The organism is Actinoplanes sp. NPDC051851, from assembly GCF_040681165.1.
Taxonomy (GTDB): Bacteria; Actinomycetota; Actinomycetes; order Mycobacteriales; family Micromonosporaceae; genus Actinoplanes.
This window is the reverse complement of record NZ_JBFAYF010000034.1, coordinates 1-20,265: the sequence shown is the minus strand read 5'-3', so window position 1 is coordinate 20,265 and position 20,265 is coordinate 1. Positions and strand designations below refer to the sequence as shown.

17 protein-coding genes are annotated in these 20,265 nt (G+C 70.4%); 8 read left to right on the top strand and 9 right to left on the bottom strand.

All coding sequences use genetic code 11. The features are described 5' to 3' along the window. Positions 1–71 precede the first annotated feature (71 nt). From AB0M08_RS28485 to AB0M08_RS28455, 7 genes are all read right to left on the bottom strand, one after another. Positions 72–875, bottom strand: a complete 804-nt coding sequence (locus AB0M08_RS28485) for an ABC transporter permease (protein WP_364499510.1) — start codon at positions 873–875, stop codon at positions 72–74. Further along, positions 872–1,735: an ABC transporter permease gene (locus tag AB0M08_RS28480; RefSeq protein WP_364499508.1), complete on the bottom strand. Its 864-nt coding sequence runs from the start codon at positions 1,733–1,735 to the stop codon at positions 872–874. Before AB0M08_RS28480 ends, AB0M08_RS28485 begins: the two co-directional genes overlap by 4 nt. A gap of 4 nt (positions 1,736–1,739) precedes the next feature. After that, positions 1,740–2,948: a spermidine/putrescine ABC transporter substrate-binding protein gene (locus AB0M08_RS28475; protein WP_364499505.1), complete on the bottom strand. Its 1,209-nt coding sequence runs from the start codon at positions 2,946–2,948 to the stop codon at positions 1,740–1,742. Positions 2,949–2,989: 41 nt separating this feature from the next. Next, positions 2,990–4,147 (bottom strand): ABC transporter ATP-binding protein, encoded by a 1,158-nt coding sequence (locus tag AB0M08_RS28470; RefSeq protein WP_364499502.1) that lies wholly within the window; start codon positions 4,145–4,147, stop codon positions 2,990–2,992. A gap of 44 nt (positions 4,148–4,191) precedes the next feature. Continuing rightward, positions 4,192–5,628 carry an aminobutyraldehyde dehydrogenase gene (locus AB0M08_RS28465; protein ID WP_364499499.1) on the bottom strand — a complete coding sequence of 479 codons (1,437 nt, stop codon included), beginning with the start codon at positions 5,626–5,628 and terminating at the stop codon, positions 4,192–4,194. Between the two features lie 156 nt (positions 5,629–5,784). Next, complete coding sequence (locus AB0M08_RS28460; protein ID WP_364499496.1) at positions 5,785–7,122, bottom strand: aspartate aminotransferase family protein; 1,338 nt, start codon at positions 7,120–7,122, stop codon at positions 5,785–5,787. A gap of 10 nt (positions 7,123–7,132) precedes the next feature. Continuing rightward, positions 7,133–8,623, bottom strand: coding sequence for a CoA-acylating methylmalonate-semialdehyde dehydrogenase (locus AB0M08_RS28455; RefSeq protein WP_364499494.1), 1,491 nt, complete (start codon positions 8,621–8,623; stop codon positions 7,133–7,135). A gap of 59 nt (positions 8,624–8,682) precedes the next feature. Between AB0M08_RS28455 and AB0M08_RS28450 the strand changes: the two genes are divergently transcribed. Then, positions 8,683–10,011, top strand: a complete 1,329-nt coding sequence (locus AB0M08_RS28450) for a GntR family transcriptional regulator (RefSeq protein ID WP_364499491.1) — start codon at positions 8,683–8,685, stop codon at positions 10,009–10,011. A gap of 97 nt (positions 10,012–10,108) precedes the next feature. Here AB0M08_RS28450 and AB0M08_RS28445 read toward each other — a convergent pair whose 3' ends face one another. After that, complete coding sequence (locus AB0M08_RS28445) at positions 10,109–11,743, bottom strand: serine/threonine-protein kinase (RefSeq protein WP_364499488.1); 1,635 nt, start codon at positions 11,741–11,743, stop codon at positions 10,109–10,111. 137 nt (positions 11,744–11,880) lie between these two features. Here AB0M08_RS28445 and AB0M08_RS28440 point away from each other — a divergent pair, with 137 nt between their 5' ends. From AB0M08_RS28440 to AB0M08_RS28420, 5 genes are all read left to right on the top strand, one after another. Further along, positions 11,881–12,690, top strand: coding sequence for an inositol monophosphatase family protein (locus AB0M08_RS28440; RefSeq protein WP_364499485.1), 810 nt, complete (start codon positions 11,881–11,883; stop codon positions 12,688–12,690). Positions 12,691–12,755: 65 nt separating this feature from the next. Continuing rightward, the gene (locus tag AB0M08_RS28435) at positions 12,756–13,175 is read left to right on the top strand and encodes a phage holin family protein (RefSeq protein WP_364499483.1); all 420 of its coding nucleotides are present in this window, start codon (positions 12,756–12,758) and stop codon (positions 13,173–13,175) included. Then, positions 13,172–14,008: a hypothetical protein gene (locus tag AB0M08_RS28430; protein WP_364499480.1), complete on the top strand. Its 837-nt coding sequence runs from the start codon at positions 13,172–13,174 to the stop codon at positions 14,006–14,008. The genes AB0M08_RS28435 and AB0M08_RS28430 overlap by 4 nt, the downstream gene beginning before the upstream one ends. A gap of 223 nt (positions 14,009–14,231) precedes the next feature. After that, a complete protein-coding gene (rhaI, locus tag AB0M08_RS28425) occupies positions 14,232–15,386 on the top strand; it encodes an L-rhamnose isomerase (protein WP_364499477.1) in 1,155 nt (384 codons plus the stop codon). A 57-nt stretch (positions 15,387–15,443) separates the two neighbouring features. Next, complete coding sequence (locus AB0M08_RS28420) at positions 15,444–15,854, top strand: Hpt domain-containing protein (RefSeq protein WP_364499474.1); 411 nt, start codon at positions 15,444–15,446, stop codon at positions 15,852–15,854. Here AB0M08_RS28420 and AB0M08_RS28415 read toward each other — a convergent pair. Beyond that, positions 15,836–17,032: a response regulator gene (locus AB0M08_RS28415; RefSeq protein ID WP_364499471.1), complete on the bottom strand. Its 1,197-nt coding sequence runs from the start codon at positions 17,030–17,032 to the stop codon at positions 15,836–15,838. The two genes, AB0M08_RS28420 and AB0M08_RS28415, sit on opposite strands and share 19 nt — an antisense overlap. Positions 17,033–17,219: 187 nt before the next feature. On the opposite strand from AB0M08_RS28415, the gene AB0M08_RS28410 reads away from it, so the two are divergent. Then, on the top strand, positions 17,220–18,419 hold the full coding sequence (locus AB0M08_RS28410) for a GAF domain-containing sensor histidine kinase (RefSeq protein ID WP_364499468.1): 1,200 nt from the start codon (positions 17,220–17,222) through the stop codon (positions 18,417–18,419). 44 nt (positions 18,420–18,463) lie between these two features. Further along, positions 18,464–20,068, top strand: a complete 1,605-nt coding sequence (locus AB0M08_RS28405; RefSeq protein ID WP_364499466.1) for a methyl-accepting chemotaxis protein — start codon at positions 18,464–18,466, stop codon at positions 20,066–20,068. The last annotated feature ends 197 nt before the right edge of the window (positions 20,069–20,265 follow it).

Sequence of the window (20,265 nt, the reverse complement as noted above, 5' to 3'; positions counted from 1 at the left end):
GCGCCATTTCCCCAGGAAAACGAGGAAGGCCGGGCCCCCGGCGCGGGACCCGGCCTTCCTCGTGCGGAGGACTAGTCGGCCTTCTTGGAGCGCGACTTGAGGTTGGTGAGCACCGCGATCAGGATGCCCGCCGCGAAGATGAGCGTGCCCATCACGTTGACCTGCGGGGGCAGGCCGACCCGGGTGGCGCCCCAGATCCAGAGCGGGAACGTCACCGTGGTGCCCGCGGTGAAGTTGGTGACCACGAAGTCGTCGATCGAGAGCGCGAACGCGAGCAGCACGCCGGAGAAGACCGCCGGCAGGATGATCGGGAAGGTGACCTTCCAGAACGTGGTCCAGCCGTTGGCGCCCAGGTCGGCGGCGGCCTCCTCGATCGACCGGTCCAGGGTGATCACCCGGGCCCGGACCACGGTGGAGACGAATGAGATGGAGAACATCACGTGCGCGATGGTGATGGTCACCGCCCCGAGGCCGATGCCGAGCGAGACGAAGAGCGTGAGCAGCGAGATGCCCATGATCAGCTCGGGTGAGGACATCGTGGCGAACATGATGAAGTTCAGCGTGTCCGAACCGCGGAACCGGTAGCGGCCCAGCGCGTACCCGATGCCGGTGCCGAGCGCCCCGGAGATCAGCGAGCTGACCACCGCGATCACCAGCGAGACGACCAGCGCCGAGGTGAGGTCACTGATCGAGAAGACCTGCTTGTACCACTTGAAGGTGAAGCCCTGCCAGGTCTGGTTGTACCGGCCGTGCGGGTTGTTGAAGCCGAACGCGATCATGATCAGGATCGGCACCACGAGCCAGGCGATGATCAGCCAGGTGTAGGCGAACATGGCGCGCTCGCCGCTGAAGAACCTTCTCTTGACCGTACTCATCGCGCCGCCGCATTCATGACGTCCTCGGTGCCGAGCGCCCTCGCGTACGAGAGGATGCCGCCCAGGAGCACCGCCATCAGGAAGAAGGAGATGGCCGAGGCCATCGGGTAGTTGGAGTTCGCCAGCGCCTGCGCCTGCACGACCTGGCCGATCATGGTGGTGTTCGAGCTGCCCAGCACGCCCGAGTTGACGTAGTCCGAGCTGGCCGGCACGAACGTCATCAGCACGCCGGCGAAGACGCCGGGCAGGGCGAGCGGGAAGATCACCTTGCGGAGGACGGTCATCGGGGCCGCGTACAGGTCCCGGGCCGCCTCGACCACCCGCGGGTCGATCCGCTCCAGGGCCACGTAGATCGGCAGCACCATGAACGGCAGGAAGTTGTAGACCAGACCGAAGATCACCGCGTACGACGTACCCAGGATGTGGAAGCTCTCCGGGAGCAGCCCCGCCTGCTTGAGCGGGTGCAGCAGCATCCCGTCGTCGGTGAGGATCTGCCGCCACGAGATCGTCCGGAGCACGAACGAGACGAAGAACGGCAGCAGGAGCAGGAAGAGGTACGTGGACTTCTTCTTACCGCCGTAGAAGGCGATCCAGTAGGCCACCGGGAAGCTCATCACGACCAGCAGCACCGTCGTGATGAGCCCGTACACCAGCGAGCGGATCAACTGGGTCTTGTAATTGGTGATCGCGTCGACGTAGGTCTCCCAGTGACCCGTGAAGACGTACCCGTTGATGATGTCGCCCTGCTGCAACGACAGCGAGAACATGGTCGCCATCGGCACCACGAAGAACAGCAGCAGCCACAGCCCGCCGGGAAGCACCAGCAGGTAGGGCGCGAGTGTACGTTTTACCCGGTTCATTGCCTCAGCTCAGCGTGATCGGCTCGAAGATGTCCTGGAAGCCCCGCTGTTCCTCAGCGGTGTTGAAGTCGACGTAGTAGCTCAGCTTCGAGTAATCCGACTCCGCCGGGAACACGAGGTTGCTCTCCGCAACGCTCTCCAGGTAGGTCTTGTCCTCGCCGCTCTGCTTCGCCGCGTCCTTCTTGATCTGCGCCTGGGCCGCCGGCACCGGGCACACGTAGTTGATGTACTCGGCCAGCGACGCCGCGATCTCGACGTTGTAGAAGAAGTCCATCGCCATGATCGCGTCGACCGGGTTGGCCGCCGTGATCGGGATGGTCATGTTGTCGGTCCAGATCGTGCCGCCCTCGGACGGGATGACGAACTGGAAGTCCGTGCCGTCCGAGACGTTCTTCTGGAAGATGTCGCCCGACCAGGCCTGAGTGATCCAGATCTCACCCTTGCCCAGAGCGTCGACGTAGCTCTGATCGTAGTAGTTACGGACGATTCCGGCCTCCTTCTGCTCCTTGAGCTTGGCGGCGGCCTTCTTCCATTCGTCCTCGCCCGAGTCGGCCGGCTTCAGACCCGCCGCGAGCAGGCCGAAGTTCGCCAGCTCCTGGGTGTCGGAGAACATGCCGACCTTGCCCTTGAACGCCGGGTCCCAGAGGTCGGCGAGCGAGGTGATGTCCCGGCCGGTCTTCTTCCGGTCGTACGCGATACCGGTGATGCCGGACGCCCACGGGATGCTGAAGACGTTGCCGGCGTCGAACGACTCCTTCGCGTACGACGCGGCGGCGTTCGCGGCGTAGTTGGTCAGCTTCGAGTGGTCCAGCGGCGCCAGGAACCCGGCGTCGCGGAACTGCCCGAACTGGATCGAGTTGGTGATGACCATGAGGTCGTAGCCGATCGACTGCCCGGCGGACAGCTGCGGCTGGACCTTCGCGAACCAGGGACCCATCTCCTGGATGACTTCCTGGTAGTTGACCGTGATGCCGGTCTGCTCGGTGAACTTCTTGAGCTCCGGCTTCTTCGGGTCCATGTAGAGCGGCCAGTTGGCGAAGTCGAGCTTGCCGTTCTTGACCTTGCCGCTCCAGAACTTCTCCACCGCGTCGGGCGCGACACTGGCCTGGGGGGTGCCCTTGCCCTTGACGCCACACGCGGCCAGGAACGCGCCCATCGCCGACGCACCACCGAGGCGCAGCGCGTCACGGCGACCGAAGCGCCGCTGCGTCATGCCACGGAGGCGGGAGGGGTCCGGCATATTGGACTGGAACATCAGACTCCGATCGGGTACGAGTGCTGCGGGGCCCAACTGAGGAAGACGCGCTCACCACGAGACGCGACGTCCTCGGCATCGTGCGCGTTCTGATCGAACACCACGAAGTCTGTTCCCGCAGCGGTCGCCACGGTGTAGTTGGTCGATGTCCCGTGGTAGACCACCTCGGACACCGTTCCCGACAGCACGCTGACCGAGGGGTCCTGCGGCGCCGCGCGGTGCAGGTCGATCTTCTCCGGGCGTACCGAGACCACCAGTTCCTGGCCCTGCGCGACACCACTCTTGACCGGCGCCAGCACCCGCTCGCCCTCGCCGAACTCCAGCGCCGCGACGCTCCCGTCGATCCGGGCGACCCGGCCGTCGACGATGTTCGAGGTGCCGATGAAGCCGGCGACGAAGCGGGTGGTCGGCCGCTCGTAGATCTCCCGCGGCGTGCCGAGCTGCTCGATCAGCCCGGCGTTCATCACCGCGATCCGGTCCGACATGGTCAGCGCCTCGCCCTGGTCGTGCGTGACGTAGACGAAGGTGATGCCGACCTCGCGCTGGATGCGCTTGAGCTCGATCTGCATCTGCTGGCGCAGCTTCAGGTCGAGCGCGCCCAGCGGCTCGTCGAGGAGCAGGGCCCGGGGGTGGTTGACCAGCGCCCGGGCCAGCGCCACGCGCTGCTGCTGGCCGCCGGACATCTCCTTGGGCTGCCGCTTCTCCATGCCGGTCAGCGAGACGATCTCGAGGATCTCGCCGACCCGCCGCTTGACCTCGGCCTTCGCGATCTTCTTGCGCTCCAGCCCGAACGAGACGTTCTGCAGCACGTTGAGGTGCGGGAAGAGCGCGTACGACTGGAAGACCATGTTCACGTCGCGCTTGTTGGCCGGTACGCCCGTGACGTCCTTACCGTCCAGGTAGACCTGCCCGGTCGTCGGCTCCTCGAAGCCGGCGATCATCCGCATCGTGGTGGTCTTGCCACAGCCCGAGGGGCCGAGCAGCGAGAAGAACTCCCCCTGTCCGATCGCCAGGTCGAGGCTCTTGACGGCCGGAACCGCCTCACCGTGCGAGAGGTACTCCTTGCGTACGCCGACGAACTCGATCGCGGCCTGCCCGGTCCGCTCACCGGCGCCGGACGTGGCCGGCACGGCGTGATGCGGGGGAGAAGTGGTCATCTATCACCTCTGGTGGAAATGTTCTGCGGGGCCTTGCAGCCGGATCAGCCGTGATAGCTCATGACGTGCTTGATCCGGGTGTACTCCTCGAAGCCGTACAGGGAAAGGTCCTTGCCGTAACCGGAGTGGCCGTAGCCTCCGTGCGGCATCTCCGAGACGAACGGCAGGTGCGTGTTGATCCAGACCGCGCCGAAGTCGAGCCGGCGCGAGACGCGCATCGCGCGCCCGTGGTTCTGCGTCCAGACACTGGCGCTGAGCCCGAAGCGGACGTCGTTGGCCCACCGGACCGCCTCGGCCTCGTCGGTGAACGACTGGACGGTGATCACCGGGCCGAAGATCTCGTCCTGGACCATCTCATCGCGTTGTTTCAAGCCTGCTACGACGGTGGGCTCGAAGAAGTAGCCGCGGTCGCCGATCCGCTTGCCGCCCGCCAGGATCTCGGCGTGGTCCGGGGTCCGGTCCAGGAACGCGGTCACCCGCTCCAGCTGGTTGATGTTGTTGACCGGGCCGAAGAACGCGTCCGGGTCGCTCGGCGCGCCCACCTTCGTCGTCCGGGCCGCCTCGGCGAGGGCCGCGGTGAAGTCGGCCGCGATCCGCTCGTGCACCAGCACCCGGGTGGCGGCGGTGCAGTCCTGGCCGGCGTTGAAGTACCCGGCACCGGCGATCGCCTCGGCGGTGGCGGCGATGTCGACGTCGTCGAAGACCACGACCGGCGCCTTGCCGCCCAGCTCGAGGTGCACCTTCTTCAGGTCGGGGGCGGCCGCCGCGGCGACCTCCATCCCGGCCCGGGTGGAACCGGTGATCGAGACCAGCTGCGGCACCGGGTTCGACACCAGCGCACGGCCGGTGTCCCGGTCGCCGCAGACCACGTTGAGCACGCCCGGCGGCAGGAACTCGGCCGCGATCTCGGCGAGCAGCAGCGTGCTCACCGGGGTGGTGTCCGACGGCTTGAGTACCACGGCGTTACCGGCCGCGATGGCCGGGGCCAGCTTCCAGATCGCCATCACCATCGGGTAGTTCCAGGGCGCCACCTGCGCGACCACGCCGATCGGCTCGCGCCGGATGAACGAGGTGTGGTCCCGCATGTACTCGCCCGCGGACTTGCCCTCCAGGATCCGGGCCGCGCCGGCGAAGAAGCGCAGCTCGTCCAGGACCGGGCCCATCTCCTCCGCCCGGGTCGCCTCCACCGGCTTACCGGTGTTGCGGCACTCGGCCTCGATGATCTCGTCGGCCCGCTTCTCGACGGCATCGGCGATCTTCAGCAGCGCGAGCTGCCGCTCCGACGGCGTGCTGTCCCGCCACACCTCGAAGCCGGCCTCCGCCGCGGTTACCGCTGCCTCGACGTCCCGCGCCGAGGAGACCTGCGCGTACGCATAGGTCTCCCCGGTGCTGGGGTCGACGACCGGAGAGGTCCGACCCTCCTCGGTGTCCGTGTAGGACCCGTTGATGAAGTTGCGCAGCACGGGAAAATCGGTGCTCACGAGGGTTGTGCCTTCCGGTCGGCGTGTGCGGGTGCTCACCCGAAGTGGGGGAACACTGTCACACGGTTGATACAACTGACAAGGGAATCCGAAGTAATTTCCAAGCCTGAAACGGAATCCAAATCCCGGGCGGCCTGGAAACAACGCAATCCAGCGTCAGGAGGCGTAAAAACCATCGGCGATGGTGAGCGCCCCGTCGAGGATCGCGAGGCCCTCACGGACCTCCTCCGCGGTGGTGGTGCACGGCGGGACGACGTGCACCCGGTTGAAGTGGGTGAACGGCCAGAGCCCCTGCTCCTTGCAGGCCGCGGCCACGTCGTTCATCGGGCCGGCCGCCGCGCCGGCCGCGTTGAACGGCACCAGCGGGGTCTTCTCCGCGTCCTTGACCAGCTCGATCGCCCAGAAGACGCCCAGGCCGCGGACCTCGCCCACGCTCGGGTGCTTCTCCTTGAGCGCCAGAAGCTCGGGGCCGATCACGTCCTCGCCCAGGCTGCGGGCGTGCTCGATGATCCCCTCCTCCTTGAAGATCTGCATGGAGGCGACCGCGGAGGCGCACGCGAGCGGGTGCCCGGAGTACGTGAGTCCACCCGGGAACGGCCGCTCCCGGAAGGTCTCGGCGATCTCGTCGGAGATCACTACCCCGCCGAGCGGCAGGTAACCCGAGTTCACGCCCTTGGCGAAGGTGATCAGGTCGGGCGTGACGCCCCACCTGTCGACCGCGAACCACTCGCCGCACCGGCCGAAGCCCGCCATCACCTCGTCGGCGATGAAGACGATGCCGAACTCGTCGCAGATCTCCCGGACGCCGGCCAGGTAGCCGGGCGGCGGGACCAGGATGCCGTTGGTGCCGACCACCGTCTCGAGCAGGATCGCGGCGATGGTGCCCGGCCCCTCGAAGACGATGGTGTCCCGCAGGTGCTGCAGCGCGCGCTGCGACTCCTGCTCCTCGCTCTCGGCGAAGAACGGCGAGCGGTACGGGTACGGCCCCCAGAAGTGCACGACCCCGACCGCGACCGGCTCGTTCGGCCAGCGGCGCGGGTCACCGGTCGCGGTGATCGCGGTGGCGGTGGAGCCGTGGTAGCTGCGGTACGTGGAGAGCACCTTGTGCCGCCCGGTGTGCAGGCGGGCCATCCGGATCGCGTTCTCGTTCGCCTCGGCACCGCCGTTGGTGAAGAAGACCTTGTTCAGGCCCTCCGGCGCGACCTCGGCGATCATCCGGGCCGCCTCGCCGCGCTTGTCGTTGGCGAACGCGGGCTGGATGGTGCAGAGCTTGGCGGCCTGCTCCTGGATGGCCTCGATCAACCGCGGGTGCTGGTGCCCGATGTTGATGTTGACCAGCTGGGACGAGAAGTCCAGGTACTTCTTGCCGGTGTAGTCCCAGAAGTAGCTGCCCTCCGCCCTCTCGATGGGCAGCGGGTTGATCAGCCCCTGGGCGGACCAGGAGTGGAAGACGTGGGCACGGTCGTCCGCGCGCACCTGAGATTCGTCAGTCACCAGGACATCCTTAACGGGTCTGCGGGAAGCCGAGGTCGATCGACGAGGTTCCGGGGTCGGGCCACCGGGAGGTGACGACCTTGCCGCGGGTGAAGAAGGCGATGCCGTCCGGGCCGTACATGTGCGAGTCGCCGAAGAGCGAGGCCTTCCAGCCACCGAACGAGTAGTAGGCGACCGGCACCGGGATCGGTACGTTGACGCCGACCATGCCCGCGTTCACGTCGAACTGGAACTGGCGGGCCGCGCCGCCGTCCCGGGTGAAGATCGCGGTGCCGTTGCCGTACTCGTTGTCGTTGACGAGCTGCACGGCCTCGGCGTAGGTGTCCACGCGGACGACCGAGAGCACCGGGCCGAAGATCTCGTCGGTGTAGACGGTCATCTCGGGGGTGACGTTGTCGAGCAGCGTCGCGCCGAGGAAGTAGCCGTCCTTCTCCGCGATCTCGGCCTGGCGGCCGTCGGCGATCACGGTCGCGCCTTCGCTCTCACCCGCGGCGATGTAGCCCGCGACCTTCTCCTTGTGCGCCGCGCTGATCAGCGGCCCCATGTCGACGCCGGCGTCCGCGCCGTTGCCGATCTTGATCTTCGGCAGGCGGGCGGAGATCGCCTCCACCAGCGGGTCCGCGATCTCGCCGACCGCGACCACGACCGAGATCGCCATGCAGCGCTCGCCGGCCGCGCCGTAGCCCGCGTTGATCGCCGCGTCGGCGGCCGCGTCCAGCTCGGCGTCCGGGAGGACGATCATGTGGTTCTTGGCGCCGCCGAGCGCCTGCACCCGCTTGCCGTGCGCGGTGCCGGTCTCGTAGATGTACTTGGCGATCGGGGTCGAGCCGACGAAGCTGACCGCGGCGATGTCCGGGTGCGTCAGGAGGGCGTCGACGGCCTCCTTGTCACCGTTGACCACGGAGAAGACGCCCTCGGGCAGGCCCGCCTCGGCCCAGAGCCTCGCCAGCCAGAGCGACGCGGACGGGTCCTTCTCGCTCGGCTTGAGCACGAACGCGTTGCCGGAGGCGATCGCGGTGGCGCACATCCAGAGCGGCACCATCGCCGGGAAGTTGAACGGGGTGATGCCGGCGACCACGCCGAGCGGCTGGCGGATCGAGTACACGTCCACGCCGGTCGCGGCCTGCTCCGAGAAGGAGCCCTTCATCAGGTGCGGGATGCCGGTGGCGAACTCGACGTTCTCCAGGCCGCGGGCGATCTCACCGGCGGCGTCGGCGAGCACCTTGCCGTGCTCGGTGGTGATGATCTCGGCCAGCTCGCCGACCCGGGCCGCGAGCAGCTCACGGAACTTGAAGACGACCGCGGACCGCTTCGACAGGGAGGCGGAGCGCCAGGCCTTGGCGGCCTCCTTGGCGACGGCGACGGCCTCGCCGACCTCGGCCGTGGTCGCCAGATCCACCTCGGCGATCTGCTCGCCGGTGGCAGGGTTGAAGACCGGGCCCACCCGGCCGGACTTGCCGGCGCGCTCGGCGCCGCCGATCCAGTGCGCAATGTGATTCATGGCCAGAGATTATGTGACGACCCTGGACCGAACAATGCTTCGGTTGTACTGTCACAAAAATGTTCGAGGCGGTGGTGGAGCGGCTCATCGATCCCAGTGCGCGCGGCCTGGCCGAGGCGCTCAGCCGGGCGGTCGGCGACGGTGCGATCGAGGGCGGCACCAAGCTCCCGCCGGTCCGCCAGGTCGCCGCCGAGCTGCGCCTCTCCCCCAGCACCGTCAACGCGGCGTGGCAGCTCCTGCGCCGGGCCGGCACCATCCGGACGGACGGCCGCCGCGGCACCGTCGTCGCCACCCCCGGCTCCGGTGGTCCCGGCCGCTACCGGGCCGCCCTGCGCCGGACCAGCGGTTTCGGCCTCGACCTCTCCACCGGCGTCCCCGACCCGGCCCTGCTGCCGCCGATCCCGGCGCTGCGCGGCCTCTCCCCCGCCCCGACCAGCTACCTCGACGAGCCGGTGCTGCCCGAGCTGGCCGCACTGCTCCGCGACCGCTGGCCCTACCCCGCCGAGCGCCTCGCGGTCTTCGACGGCGCGATGGACGCGATCGACCAGGTGGCGTCGGCCCTGCTCCGCCTCGGCGACCTGGCCGTGGTGGAGAACCCCTGCTTCCCCCCGCTACTCGACCTGCTCGAGGTCCTCGGCGTCCCGGTGATCGGCGTCGGCACGGACGCCGAGGGCATGCTCCCCGACCAGCTCGCGGCCGCCCTGGCCCGCCGTCCCGCCGCCGTCTTCCTGCAACCGCGCGCCCTCAACCCCACCGGCGCGTCGTGGTCACCGACGCGGGCCGCGTCCCTCGCCGCGGTCCTCACACCGCATCCCTCCGTGTACGTCGTGGAGGACGACTCCGCGGGCGACCTGGCATCCGGCCCGCTCTGCTCGATCGGCACGCACCTCCCGCGCCAGACCGTGCACGTCCGCAGCTTCTCCAAGTCGCACGGCCCGGACCTGCGGCTCGCCGCGGTGAGCGGCCCGGCCACCATCCTCGACCCGATCCTGGAACGCCGCCTGCTCGGCCAGGGCTGGACCAGCCGCCTCCTCCAGCACCTCCTGCTGACCCTGCTGACCGATCCGGCCTCGGTCACCGCGGTCCGCGCGGCCCGCGACGAGTACGCCCTGCGCCGCCGCCTGATCACCACCGGCCTGCGCGACTCCGGCATCGATCTCCCCCCGGGCGAGGGCATCAACATCTGGCTCCCGGTCGCCGACGAGCAGGCCGCCCTGCTGAGCCTGGCCAGCGCCGGCATCGGCGCCGCGGCCGGCACCGCTTTCACGGTCGGCCCCGGCACCCCCCACCTGCGGGTGACGGTCGGGTTGGTGGCTTCCGATCACGCCGCGATCGCGGCCCGCCTGGCGCGCGCCTCACAACACGTTTCCCCTGCTATACCCCGGTAATCCCCCTGTCGTGTGACAGGTAGCAGGGCGAGACGCTCAACTCGGAGTTGCCGTTTCCGATGGCGATCAGCACCGAGGAGCTGCTCGACTTCTGAGGTCAGTCCTTGACCGGGACGAAGCTGTCGAAGACGACCTGGAGGATGGACTCGCGGCTGGCGGACCACTGGGAGTCCGGGGTCTGGAACCAGAAGCCGTAGGCCTGGTGTGCCGACGTGACCACGCCGCGGTTGTTGACGTGCTGGCGGCTGTCGCTGCCGTTGAAGGTGAACTCCCAGTCGGCGGCCTTCTTGAAGTAGTCGACCGAGGCGATCTTCACCTCCTTGTAGCCCGGGAAGTCACCCGCCGCGAGCCGCGAGTCCCGCTGCCCCTGCCAGTCCTTGACCGGATTCGACCGGGGAGTGTCGGTCTGGTCGATGCCGAGGACGAGGCCCTTCCCGTTCTTGAAGTAGACCATCGTCCCCGATTTCGAGCGGGTCCAGCCCTTGGGGACGTACACGGAGAATCCGGTCTTGTCCTTGTAGTCGGTCCATCCGGAGGGCAACGCGGGGCGGCCGTCACTCGATGATGCGCTCGCGGTGGCGCTCGGGCTCGCCGTGGCACTCGCACCCGCGCTCGCGCCCGCATTCGCATTCGCCGAGGTGGCGGCGCTGGCACCGGGGTTCGCGCCCGCGGATGCCGCCGGAGTCGTCGCGGTCGACTGCGGCGCGGCCTGGTCGTCGGCGTCACCCCTGGTGGTCACGAAGAGCACCACCGCGCCTGCGGCGACGATGACGGCGGCGAGCACCGCGACCAGGTTCCGCTTCTTCCGCGGTACGGCCACGGCGGGGCCGTCGTCGCGCCCGGCGACCGGCGCCGAGCCGGCGGGCTTTCGCTGCCGGGGGATCACCGGTGCGGTGGTGACCGATTCCGACGGACTCAGTCGCGCGATGACCTCGCGCAGCCGCGCCTCGGCGTCCTCGGCGCCGATCCGCTCCGCCGGGTCCTTGCGCAGCAGCTCCTGCAGCAGCGGCCAGAGCGCGTCGGCGTGTTTCGGCGGGTCCGGCTCCTCGGTGGCGAGCGCCGACAGGGTGGCCATCGTCGACGTGCGCTGGAACGGCGACTGCCCCTCGATCGTCGCGTAGAGCGTCGCGCCCAGCGAGTAGAGGTCGGCCTCGGGCCCGCTGGTGCCGTACCGGGCCCGCTCCGGCGCCATGTACAGCGGCGATCCGACCAGCACATCCGACCTGCTGGTCAGGCTGTCGTCGTCCATCGCCGCGATGCCGAAGTCGGTGAGCAGCACCCGCCCGTCCTCGGCGAGCAGCACGTTCGCCGGTTTGACGTCCCGGTGCTGCACGCCGGCCCGGTGCGCGGCCCGCAGCGCGGCGAGCAGGTCCAGCCCGATCCGCGCCGTCCGGTACTCGTCCAGCGGCCCGTCCGCCGCGATCACGTCCTTGAGCGACCGGCACGGCACGTACTCCATGACGATCCACGTACGGTCGTCGAACGAGAGCACGTCGTAGACCTGCACGACGTTCGGATGGCTGAGCCGGGCCGCGGCGCGTGCCTCCCGCAGCGTCCGCCGCCGGGCCGCCGCCGCGTCGGCCGCCAGTTCCACCGGCAGGTCGAGCTCCTTGACCGCGACGTCCCGGTCCAGCGTCTCGTCCCGGGCCAGCCACACCTGGCCCATGCCACCGCGGCCCAGCTGGTCACCCAGCCGGTACCGCTCGGCGAGCAGCGTCGGCGCGTCAGACATGTCCGTCGATGTACCCGCCACGGACTCGCCGGGAACGTCGGCGGGTGCGGCTTCGTCGGCGGCTTCAGAGGAGCTCATCGCGAACCATCCTCGCAGGCGCCCCACGGCCCCCGCGCGCCCGGCCCTCCCCTCCTAGCATGATAATCGTGAATCCCCTCGAACTCACCTCCCGCCCCGATCACGAGGTCGCCATCGTCGCCGCACTCGCCGGCGCCGCCGAGGTCCGGGCCCGCTTCGGCACCGCCATGTCCCGGGTCGACAAGGGCGGCGGCGACTTCGCCACCGAGGGCGACATCGCCGCCGAACAGGCCGTCCTCGCCGTCCTCGCCGCGGCCCGCCCGGACGACGCGGTGACCGGCGAGGAGGGCGGCGCCACCGGCCCTGCCGACGCGGCCCGGCGCTGGCTGGTCGACCCGCTCTGCGGCACCCTCAACTACGGCGCGCAGACCAGGCTGGTCGCCACGAACGTCGCCCTGCGCTCGGGCAGCACGGTCACCGCCGCCGCGTCCGCCGACCCGTTCACCGGCGAGACGTTCTGGACCGACGGCCACGCCGCCCGGCTACGCCACGAGGGCGTCGACACCCCACTCACCCCGTCCGCGGTGACCGCCCTGGTCGACGTCCACCTGGAACACCCCGACCCGACGATCCCGGCCCGGCTGCTCGCCACCCCGGCCTTCTACGCCCACTTCCGCCCCCGGGTCCTCTCCACCACCCTGGCGCTGCTCTGGGTCGCCGCCGGCCGTCGCGCCGCCTTCGTCACCTGGGGCGACCAGCGCGACAGCGTCCACTTCGCCGCCCCGCTCGCCGTCTGCCGCGCCGCCGGCTGCGTGATCACCGGCATCGACGGTTCCCCGGCCACCGCCGGGTCCGGCGGTCTGATCGTGACCGCCGACACCCTGACCGGCGCCAGGTTGGCCGAGGTGATCGCCTCGCTCACCACCTGACCGGCGGTTATTCGGGTTCGGCAGGGGTACCTCAAGTCCGTAAGCCGCCCAGGACGGAGGGGACGATGAGCCACACCGACACACGAACCGACCACGCCTCGACAGCCGAGCTGGTCGCCCGGCTCAGCGAGCAGGTCACCACGCTCGTCCGGGACGAGTTGACGCTCGCCCGGATGGAGATGCAGGAGAAGGGCAGACGCGCCGGAAAGGGCGCCGGCCTCCTGGGCGGTGCGGGTGTCCTCGCGATGTACGGCCTCGGCGCCCTCCTCGTCACCGCCGGAGCGGCCCTCGCCCTCGTCCTCCCGGTCTGGGCCGCCGCCCTGATCACCGCCGTGGCCATCCTCGCCATCGCCGGCGTCGCCGCCCTGATCGGTAGGAAGCAGGTCCGGCAGGCCACCCCGCCGGCCCCCGCCCAGGCCATCGCCAGTGGCCGCGCGGACGCCGCCGCCTTCATGTCCGCCGCCCGTGCCGGGAGGAACTCGTGACCACCCCCAAGCCCCAGCCCCCCACCTCCTCCGGCCCCTCGCCCTCCCCCAAGCCCCACCCACCGGCCACGACGCCCCCGGCCTCCCCGAAGCCCCGCCCACCCGCGGCGAAGCCCAAGCCGGCCACCCCGGCCGACGCCACCCGCCGGCCTTCCCCGCCACCCCAGCCACCCCAGAAGCCCGCACCCCCCAAGCCCTCCATGGCCAAGCCCGCGACACCGGCTACCCCGCCGACAACAGGCACTCCGGCTCCGGCCCCGGCCCCGGCCCCGGCCCCGGCCCCGGCCCCGGCCCCGGCCGCACCGTCACCACCTGCCGCTCAGCCGTCGACTGCCACCACCCCGCCGCACGCCGACCCGCTGACGCCCTCGGCCGCGGCAGCGCTCACCCCGGAGGACCACGTGGCCTGGTCGGAGCCCCCGCCGAACACCGCCCCGGTCGCGAAGCCCGACACGGCCACCGCCGAGGTCGCCGGTCTCAAGGACACCGCCACCGCCAAGACCGCCGATCTCAAGCAGGCGGCCACCGCGACGTATGCCGCCATGGAGGACCCCGCCACCCGAACGAGCGACGCCGGCCACCCGCACGGCGGCAGGTCCGCCGCCTCCGGCGAGCACGCGCACTCGCTGACCCACATCACCGAGGCGACCGCCCAGCGCAGCGCCCGCCTCGCCGGCGGTGCCGCCGACGCGGCCAGCCGTGCCTCCTGCACTCTCGGCGACGCCGGTCGCCGCATCACCGCCAACCCGAGGGACCTGGCCGTCCTCACCGCCGCCCTGGCCACGGCCGCCACCGGCTACGCCCTGATCCGCCGCGCCCGCCGCCGTTCCTGACCACCGCGACGAAGCAGCGCACGACGCAGACCGCAGGGGAGCACTCCATCACCCGGAGTGCTCCCCTGTGCGGTGTGAACGACCGAGACTGAAACGTCTCACCCCTGAGGGAAGGCGCCCCTTGACCAGCCGCACACACGAACGTAACGTGGGTCACACTGCCGGGTAAGAACGTTTCAAGACGCCGGAGGCGTTCATGCGTTCCCGACCATGGAGGAACCTCATGACCGCGCTCGATGGGCTGGACGGCTTCACCATCGAGGTGCCCAGCTGGGCGTACGGCAACTCGGGCACCCGGTTCAAGGTCTTCTCCCGGCCGGGGGTGCCCCGGGACCCGTACGAGAAGATCTCCGACGCCGCGCAGGTGCACCGCGTCACCGGGCTCGCCCCGCGGGTCTCCCTGCACATCCCCTGGGACACCGTCGACGACTGGTCCGACCTGCGCGCGCACGCCGAGAAGCTGGGCGTACGGCTCGGCGCGGTCAACTCCAACCTGTTCCAGGACGACGACTACCGGCTCGGCTCGCTCTGCCACCCGGACCGGCGGATCCGGGAGAAGGCGGTCGAGCACCACCTGCACTGCCTGGAGATCATGCGGGAGACCGGCTCCACCGACCTGAAGATCTGGCTGCCGGACGGTCTGAACTATCCCGGTCAGGACTCGCTGCGCGGCCGGCAGGAGCGGCTCGCCGAGGGCCTCCAGCGGATCTACGCGGCGCTCGACCCGGAGCACCGGATCCTGCTGGAGTACAAGCTCTTCGAACCGGCCTTCTACAGCATGGACATCCCGGACTGGGGCACCTCGCTGCTGCACTGCCTGGCGCTCGGCCCGCAGGCCACCGTGGTGCTGGACACCGGGCACCACGCGCCGGGCACCAACATCGAGTTCATCGTGATGCAGCTGCTGCGGCAGGGGCGGCTCGGTGCGTTCGACTTCAACTCGCGCTTCTACGCCGACGACGACCTGATCGTCGGGGCCGCCGACCCGTTCCAGCTGTTCCGGATCCTCAGCGAGATCGTGACGGCCGGCGCGCACCGGCCCGGGTCCGGGGTCAACTTCATGCTCGACCAGTGCCACAACATCGAGGACAAGATCCCGGGGCAGATCCGCTCGGTGCTCAACGTCGAGCAGGCCCTGGCGAAGGCGCTGCTGATCGACCAGGAGGCGCTCGCCGCGGCGCAGCGGGACGGCGACGTGCTGGCGGCGAACGGGATCCTGATGGACGCCTACGAGACCGACGTCCGGGGCGCGCTGGCCGACCGGCGGGAGGCGCGGGGGCTGCCCCGGGACCCGATGACGGCCTACGCGGCCTCCGGGTACGCGGCGTCGATCGCCACGGCACGGGTCGGCGGGGAGCAGGCGGGCTGGGGCGCCTGAGCCGGCCCGTACCCGAAAAAGGCCGCAAACCGGAACCGGCTGCCGCACTATGTCCGCATGGACGTGCCCAGCGAAGCGGATGACGGACGGCTCGCCGCCGTGCGGGCGCGGATCGACGCCGTCACCGAGGGCGGGCCGACCGACGCCGAGGTGGCCCTGATCGTGCGGCTGCTGCGGTCCTTCGTGACCCGGACGCCGGACGCGGTGGACCGCCTCGCCGCGCTGCTCGGCGACGGCGACCGGGACGAGATCCGGGACCAGGCCCACGGCATGAAGGGCTCGGCGGCGAACATCGGCGCCGACGCCCTGGCCGCGCTCTGCGGGGCGATCGAGGACCAGGCGCGGATCGGGGACGTGACGAACCCGGCGGCCTCGCTCGAGGAGGTTCGAGCGGAGGCCGCCGGGGCGATGCGAGCGGTCGGCGCGCTGGCCGACGAGTACGAGACGAACTACCTGCGTACGGCGTAGTTGGAGTGGTGGTGCCCGGGTACCGCGGCCATCACGAACTCGACCAGTTCGACCGCGCGGGCGAAGTTGGTGAGCCGGTCCAGCATCAGCTCGGTGATCACCGTCTCCTTGCCGATCAGCACCAGCCCGTTGGTCGCCACCACGTCCTCGACCAGGCGGAAGCCGACCTCCAGCTCGACCACCCGGACCTCGCGGATGGTGTCCTGCACCGCCGCGCGGACGCCCTTGACCCGGCGCAGCGCCACGATCACGTGCGCGGGCATGTCGCCGCGCTCCTCCAGCGCGGTGATCGCGGCGGCGTTGTTCAGGCCGCGGCTCTCCAGCAGCTCGAACGCGATCGCCGTCCGCAGCACCGCGATCGCGTCCACGACCAGCGGGGGCAGCTCCACCGACGGGTCCGGCGTCTCGGTCAGCCCCCGGACGATTTGGAGCACGTCCTCCATCATCGGGATGTCGCCGAGCAGCCGCAGCGCGATCTTCGGCATCGCGTCGACGGCGGCCTGCTCGTCGGCGGTCAGCGGCAGGCCCCGGTCCAGCTTGTTCATGGTCGCGGCGGGCACGGTGACCGCGCCGAGCTGCGAGGCCATCGCGGCGACCTCGATCTCCCAGAGGCCGTCCAGCTGCAGCGTGTGGCAGAGCTCGCCGACCAGCGTGCTGATCCGGCCGGCCCGGTTGAAGGCCGGCGGGTTGGAGAGCTCCAGGACGCCGAAGAGCGCCTTCACGCTGGTCCGGAGGGTCCGGTCGAGCAGTTCCCGCTCGGCCATCGCCTCCTCGAACTTGTCCACCGACTCGCGCAGCGCGCCGCGCAGGGCCTCGGTGTCGGCCGGTTTCGGCAGGTAGCGGTAGACGCCGCCGGAGTTGATCGCGGCGACCGCGGTGGCCATGTCGCCGTACCCGGTGTGCAGTACCCGGGTGGTGCTCGGGTACTCCATCTGGACCCGGCGCAGCAGCTCGATGCCGTTCATCCTCGGCATCCGCATGTCGCTGATCACCGCGGCCGCCGGGCCGTGCTCGCCGAGCACGGTGAGCGCCTGCTCGCCGTCGGCCGCCGTCATGATCTTGTAGTCCCGGCCGAGCTGCAGGGAGAGCGTCTCGAGGACGGCTTCCTCGTCGTCGACGAGAAGGACGAGAGGCTTGTTGTTGTCGGCGTCGGCCGACCGGTACAGCTCGGTCCGCATGTGGTCCTCCTACGCCTGACCGGCGGTTCGTGGTTCCCTGGAGTCTCGGGCTCGCAGAAACAGATCGACCTTTGCCGCCGGGCGCTGAGTGTTAGCCGGAGGACGAATTTCTCGCCTCGAATCCCTCACCTGGCGGCCGGCACCGCCGAACTTCGCTCCAACGTGCCCGAGAAGAGAACGGATGCAGATGAGCTCAGTAGGGGATGCGATACGCGACGAGGCCCGCCTCGCCGCGGTGGACAGCTACCGCCTGCTAGGCGCGCCGCGGCCCGTCGTCCTCGACGAGCTGACCCGGCTCGCCAGCTCGGTCTTCGAGACCTCCATGTCCACGGTCACGCTGATCAGCCGGGACCACCAGTGGTTCGCCGGCAGCACCGGCATGCCGAGCTCCGGTGGCGCGTTGTCGACCTCGTTCTGCGGGCACGTGGTGGACAGGCGGCTGCCGCTGATCGTGCGGGACGCCCTCAATCACCCGATCTACCAGCGCTGGGAGAACGTCACCGGCGCCCCGCACATCCGGTTCTACGCCGGCGTCCCGCTGACCGACGAGGACGGGTACCTGCTCGGCACCATGTGCGTACTGGACAACCGCCCGCAGGAGGCCGGGGACCGCCAGGTCGACCTGCTCCGCACCATGGCCGGGCAGGCCTCGGGGCACCTGTCGGCGATCCGGAACCGGCTGCTGCTCGCCGAGGTCGGCGACGAGCTGTCCCGGGCGATCAGCCGCGAGGAGGACTTCGTCGCCACCGTCTCGCACGAGCTGCGTACGCCGGTCACCACCATCCAGGGCTACCTGGAGCTGCTCGTCGAGAACGAGGAGCTGGAGAAGTACCGCCGGATGATCGAGCCGATCCAGCGCAACGGCGAGCGCCTGGTCCGGATGGTCGATCACCTGCTCGCCGGCACCCGCCCGGCCGGCACCCCGCTGCCGCTGCTGCGGGCCGAGACCGACCTGATCGGGGTCGCCGAGGCGGCCGTCGCGGCGTGCCGGGGACAGTCCGCCCAGCGCGGGGTCCGGGTGGTGATCGAGACGCCGGACGGCACCGAGCCGGTCCCGGTGCCGGGCGACTTCACCCGGCTCAGCCAGGCGGCCGAACACCTGGTCCGCAATGCGATCCTGTTCAGCGAGACGGGGGCGACGGTCACCGTACGCGTGGACCGGGACGGCGTGGACGTGGTCGACACCGGTGCCGGCATCCCCGCCGAGGAGCTGCCGCACGTGATCGACCGCTTCTACCGCGGCCAGTACGCCCGGGAGCAGGCCGTACCCGGCGTCGGTCTGGGACTGAGCATCGCCCAGCGGATCATGAAGGCGCACGACGGCGAGCTGACCGTGGACTCCGGCGGACCCGGGCAGGGCACCCGGGCGCGACTGCACCTGGCCTGACCTTTTCGCCGGTTTTCCACCCGTGGCGGTGCCATCCTGGGTCTATGGCGATGTTGCGGCGCTTGCGGTTGGCGGGCCGTCTCACGGCGGCCTTCACCGTCGTGCTCGCGCTGCTCGCGGTCGTGGTGGTGATCGGCGCGGTCGGGCTGAACCGGCAGTCCGACTCGGCCGCCGGGATGCGGGACCTGCAGACCCTGTTGCACCAGGTCGACGAGCAGAAGTACTACGACGGCGACATCTCCGGGTGGCAGGTCTCGTACGCCTGGGACACCCGCCGGCTCGGCGCGGCGATCGCCGTGGCGTCGACCTCCGACAACCGGGCCGGGTTCCTCGCCGACGCGGAGAAGCTCAAGGCGCTGCTCGCGGCGACCCGTACCGACCTGATGACCGCCGACGAGAAGACCACCTTCGAGTCCCTGGTCTCGCTCTGGGATCAGTACTTCGCCGCCGACGACAAGGCCGTCGCCCAGTACGCCAAGGGCGCGATCACCGCCGGTGACAAGATCATCCTGAGCGACGGCTACGACCTGTTCTTCGAGATCGTCGAGGGCACCGAGACCCTGGTCACCTCGGTCACCACCCGCGCCGACACGGCCACCCGGAGCGCGCAGAGCGAGGCCGCCACCGCCCGCAACACGATGATCATCGCGTTCGTGATCGCCGTGGTCGCCGCCGTCCTGCTCATCGCGGTGATCACCCGCAGCATCACCCGCCCGGCCGCGCACCTGGTGGAGGCCCTGGAGGCGATGGCCCGGGGCGACCTCACCGTCCGCGCCGACACCACCGGCCGGGACGAGATGGCGATGATGGGCCGCGCCGTCGGTGACGCGGTGGCCGGGGTCCGCGCCACCGTCCTGGAGATCTCCGGGAACGGCGACCGGCTCACCGTCGCCTCGGAGACCATGCGCCGGGTCAGCCAGGAGATCGACACCGCCGTCGCGCAGGCCGACCAGCAGGCCGGGCTCGCCGCGGAGAGCGCCGCCGGCGTCTCCGGCAGCGTGCACACGGTCGCCGCCGGCACCGACGAGATGGGCTCCGCGATCAGCGAGATCTCCCGCAACGCCGGCGACGCCGCCCAGGTCGCCACCGACGCGGTCGCCGCGGCCCGGGCCACCAGCGACACCATCAACCGCCTCGGCGACTCGTCCGCCCAGATCGGCGACGTGATCAACGTGATCACCTCGATCGCCGGCCAGACCAACCTGCTCGCCCTCAACGCGACCATCGAGGCGGCCCGCGCCGGCGAGTCCGGCAAGGGCTTCGCGGTGGTCGCCTCCGAGGTCAAGGACCTGGCCCAGGAGACGGCCCGGGCCACCGAGCAGATCGCCCAGCAGATCGCCGCGATCCAGTCCGACACCGGTCAGGCGGTCACCGCGATCGACGAGATCAGCCGCATCATCGAGCAGATCAGCGACTTCCAGACCACGATCGCCTCGGCCGTCGAGCAGCAGAGCGCGACGACGGCCGAGATGAACCGCGGTGTCACCGAGGCGGCCAACGGTGCGACCGACATCGCCACCAACATCGCCAGCGTCGCCCACAGCACCGCCGCCAGCCGTTCCGCGGTGGGCCAGGTCGCCCGCACGGCCGAGGAGGTCGAGACGCTCGCCGACCGGCTGCGCGCCTCGGTCCAGCGTTTCCAGATCTGAGAACCACTTCCCGGGTACGCCCCTCCCCGCCCCCGGCCACCATTCCCCGCTCCGCCTTCGCGGCCCGCGACCTGCCCTGCCCCCTCCCGGCCGTGGCGCGCCGCCGGGTCTCCGGAAATCTCAACGCGCCCGCCATGGCGATGGCCTGGCGCGCCGCGGAACTGATCCGCGACGACCACTGACCGCCTCCCACACCG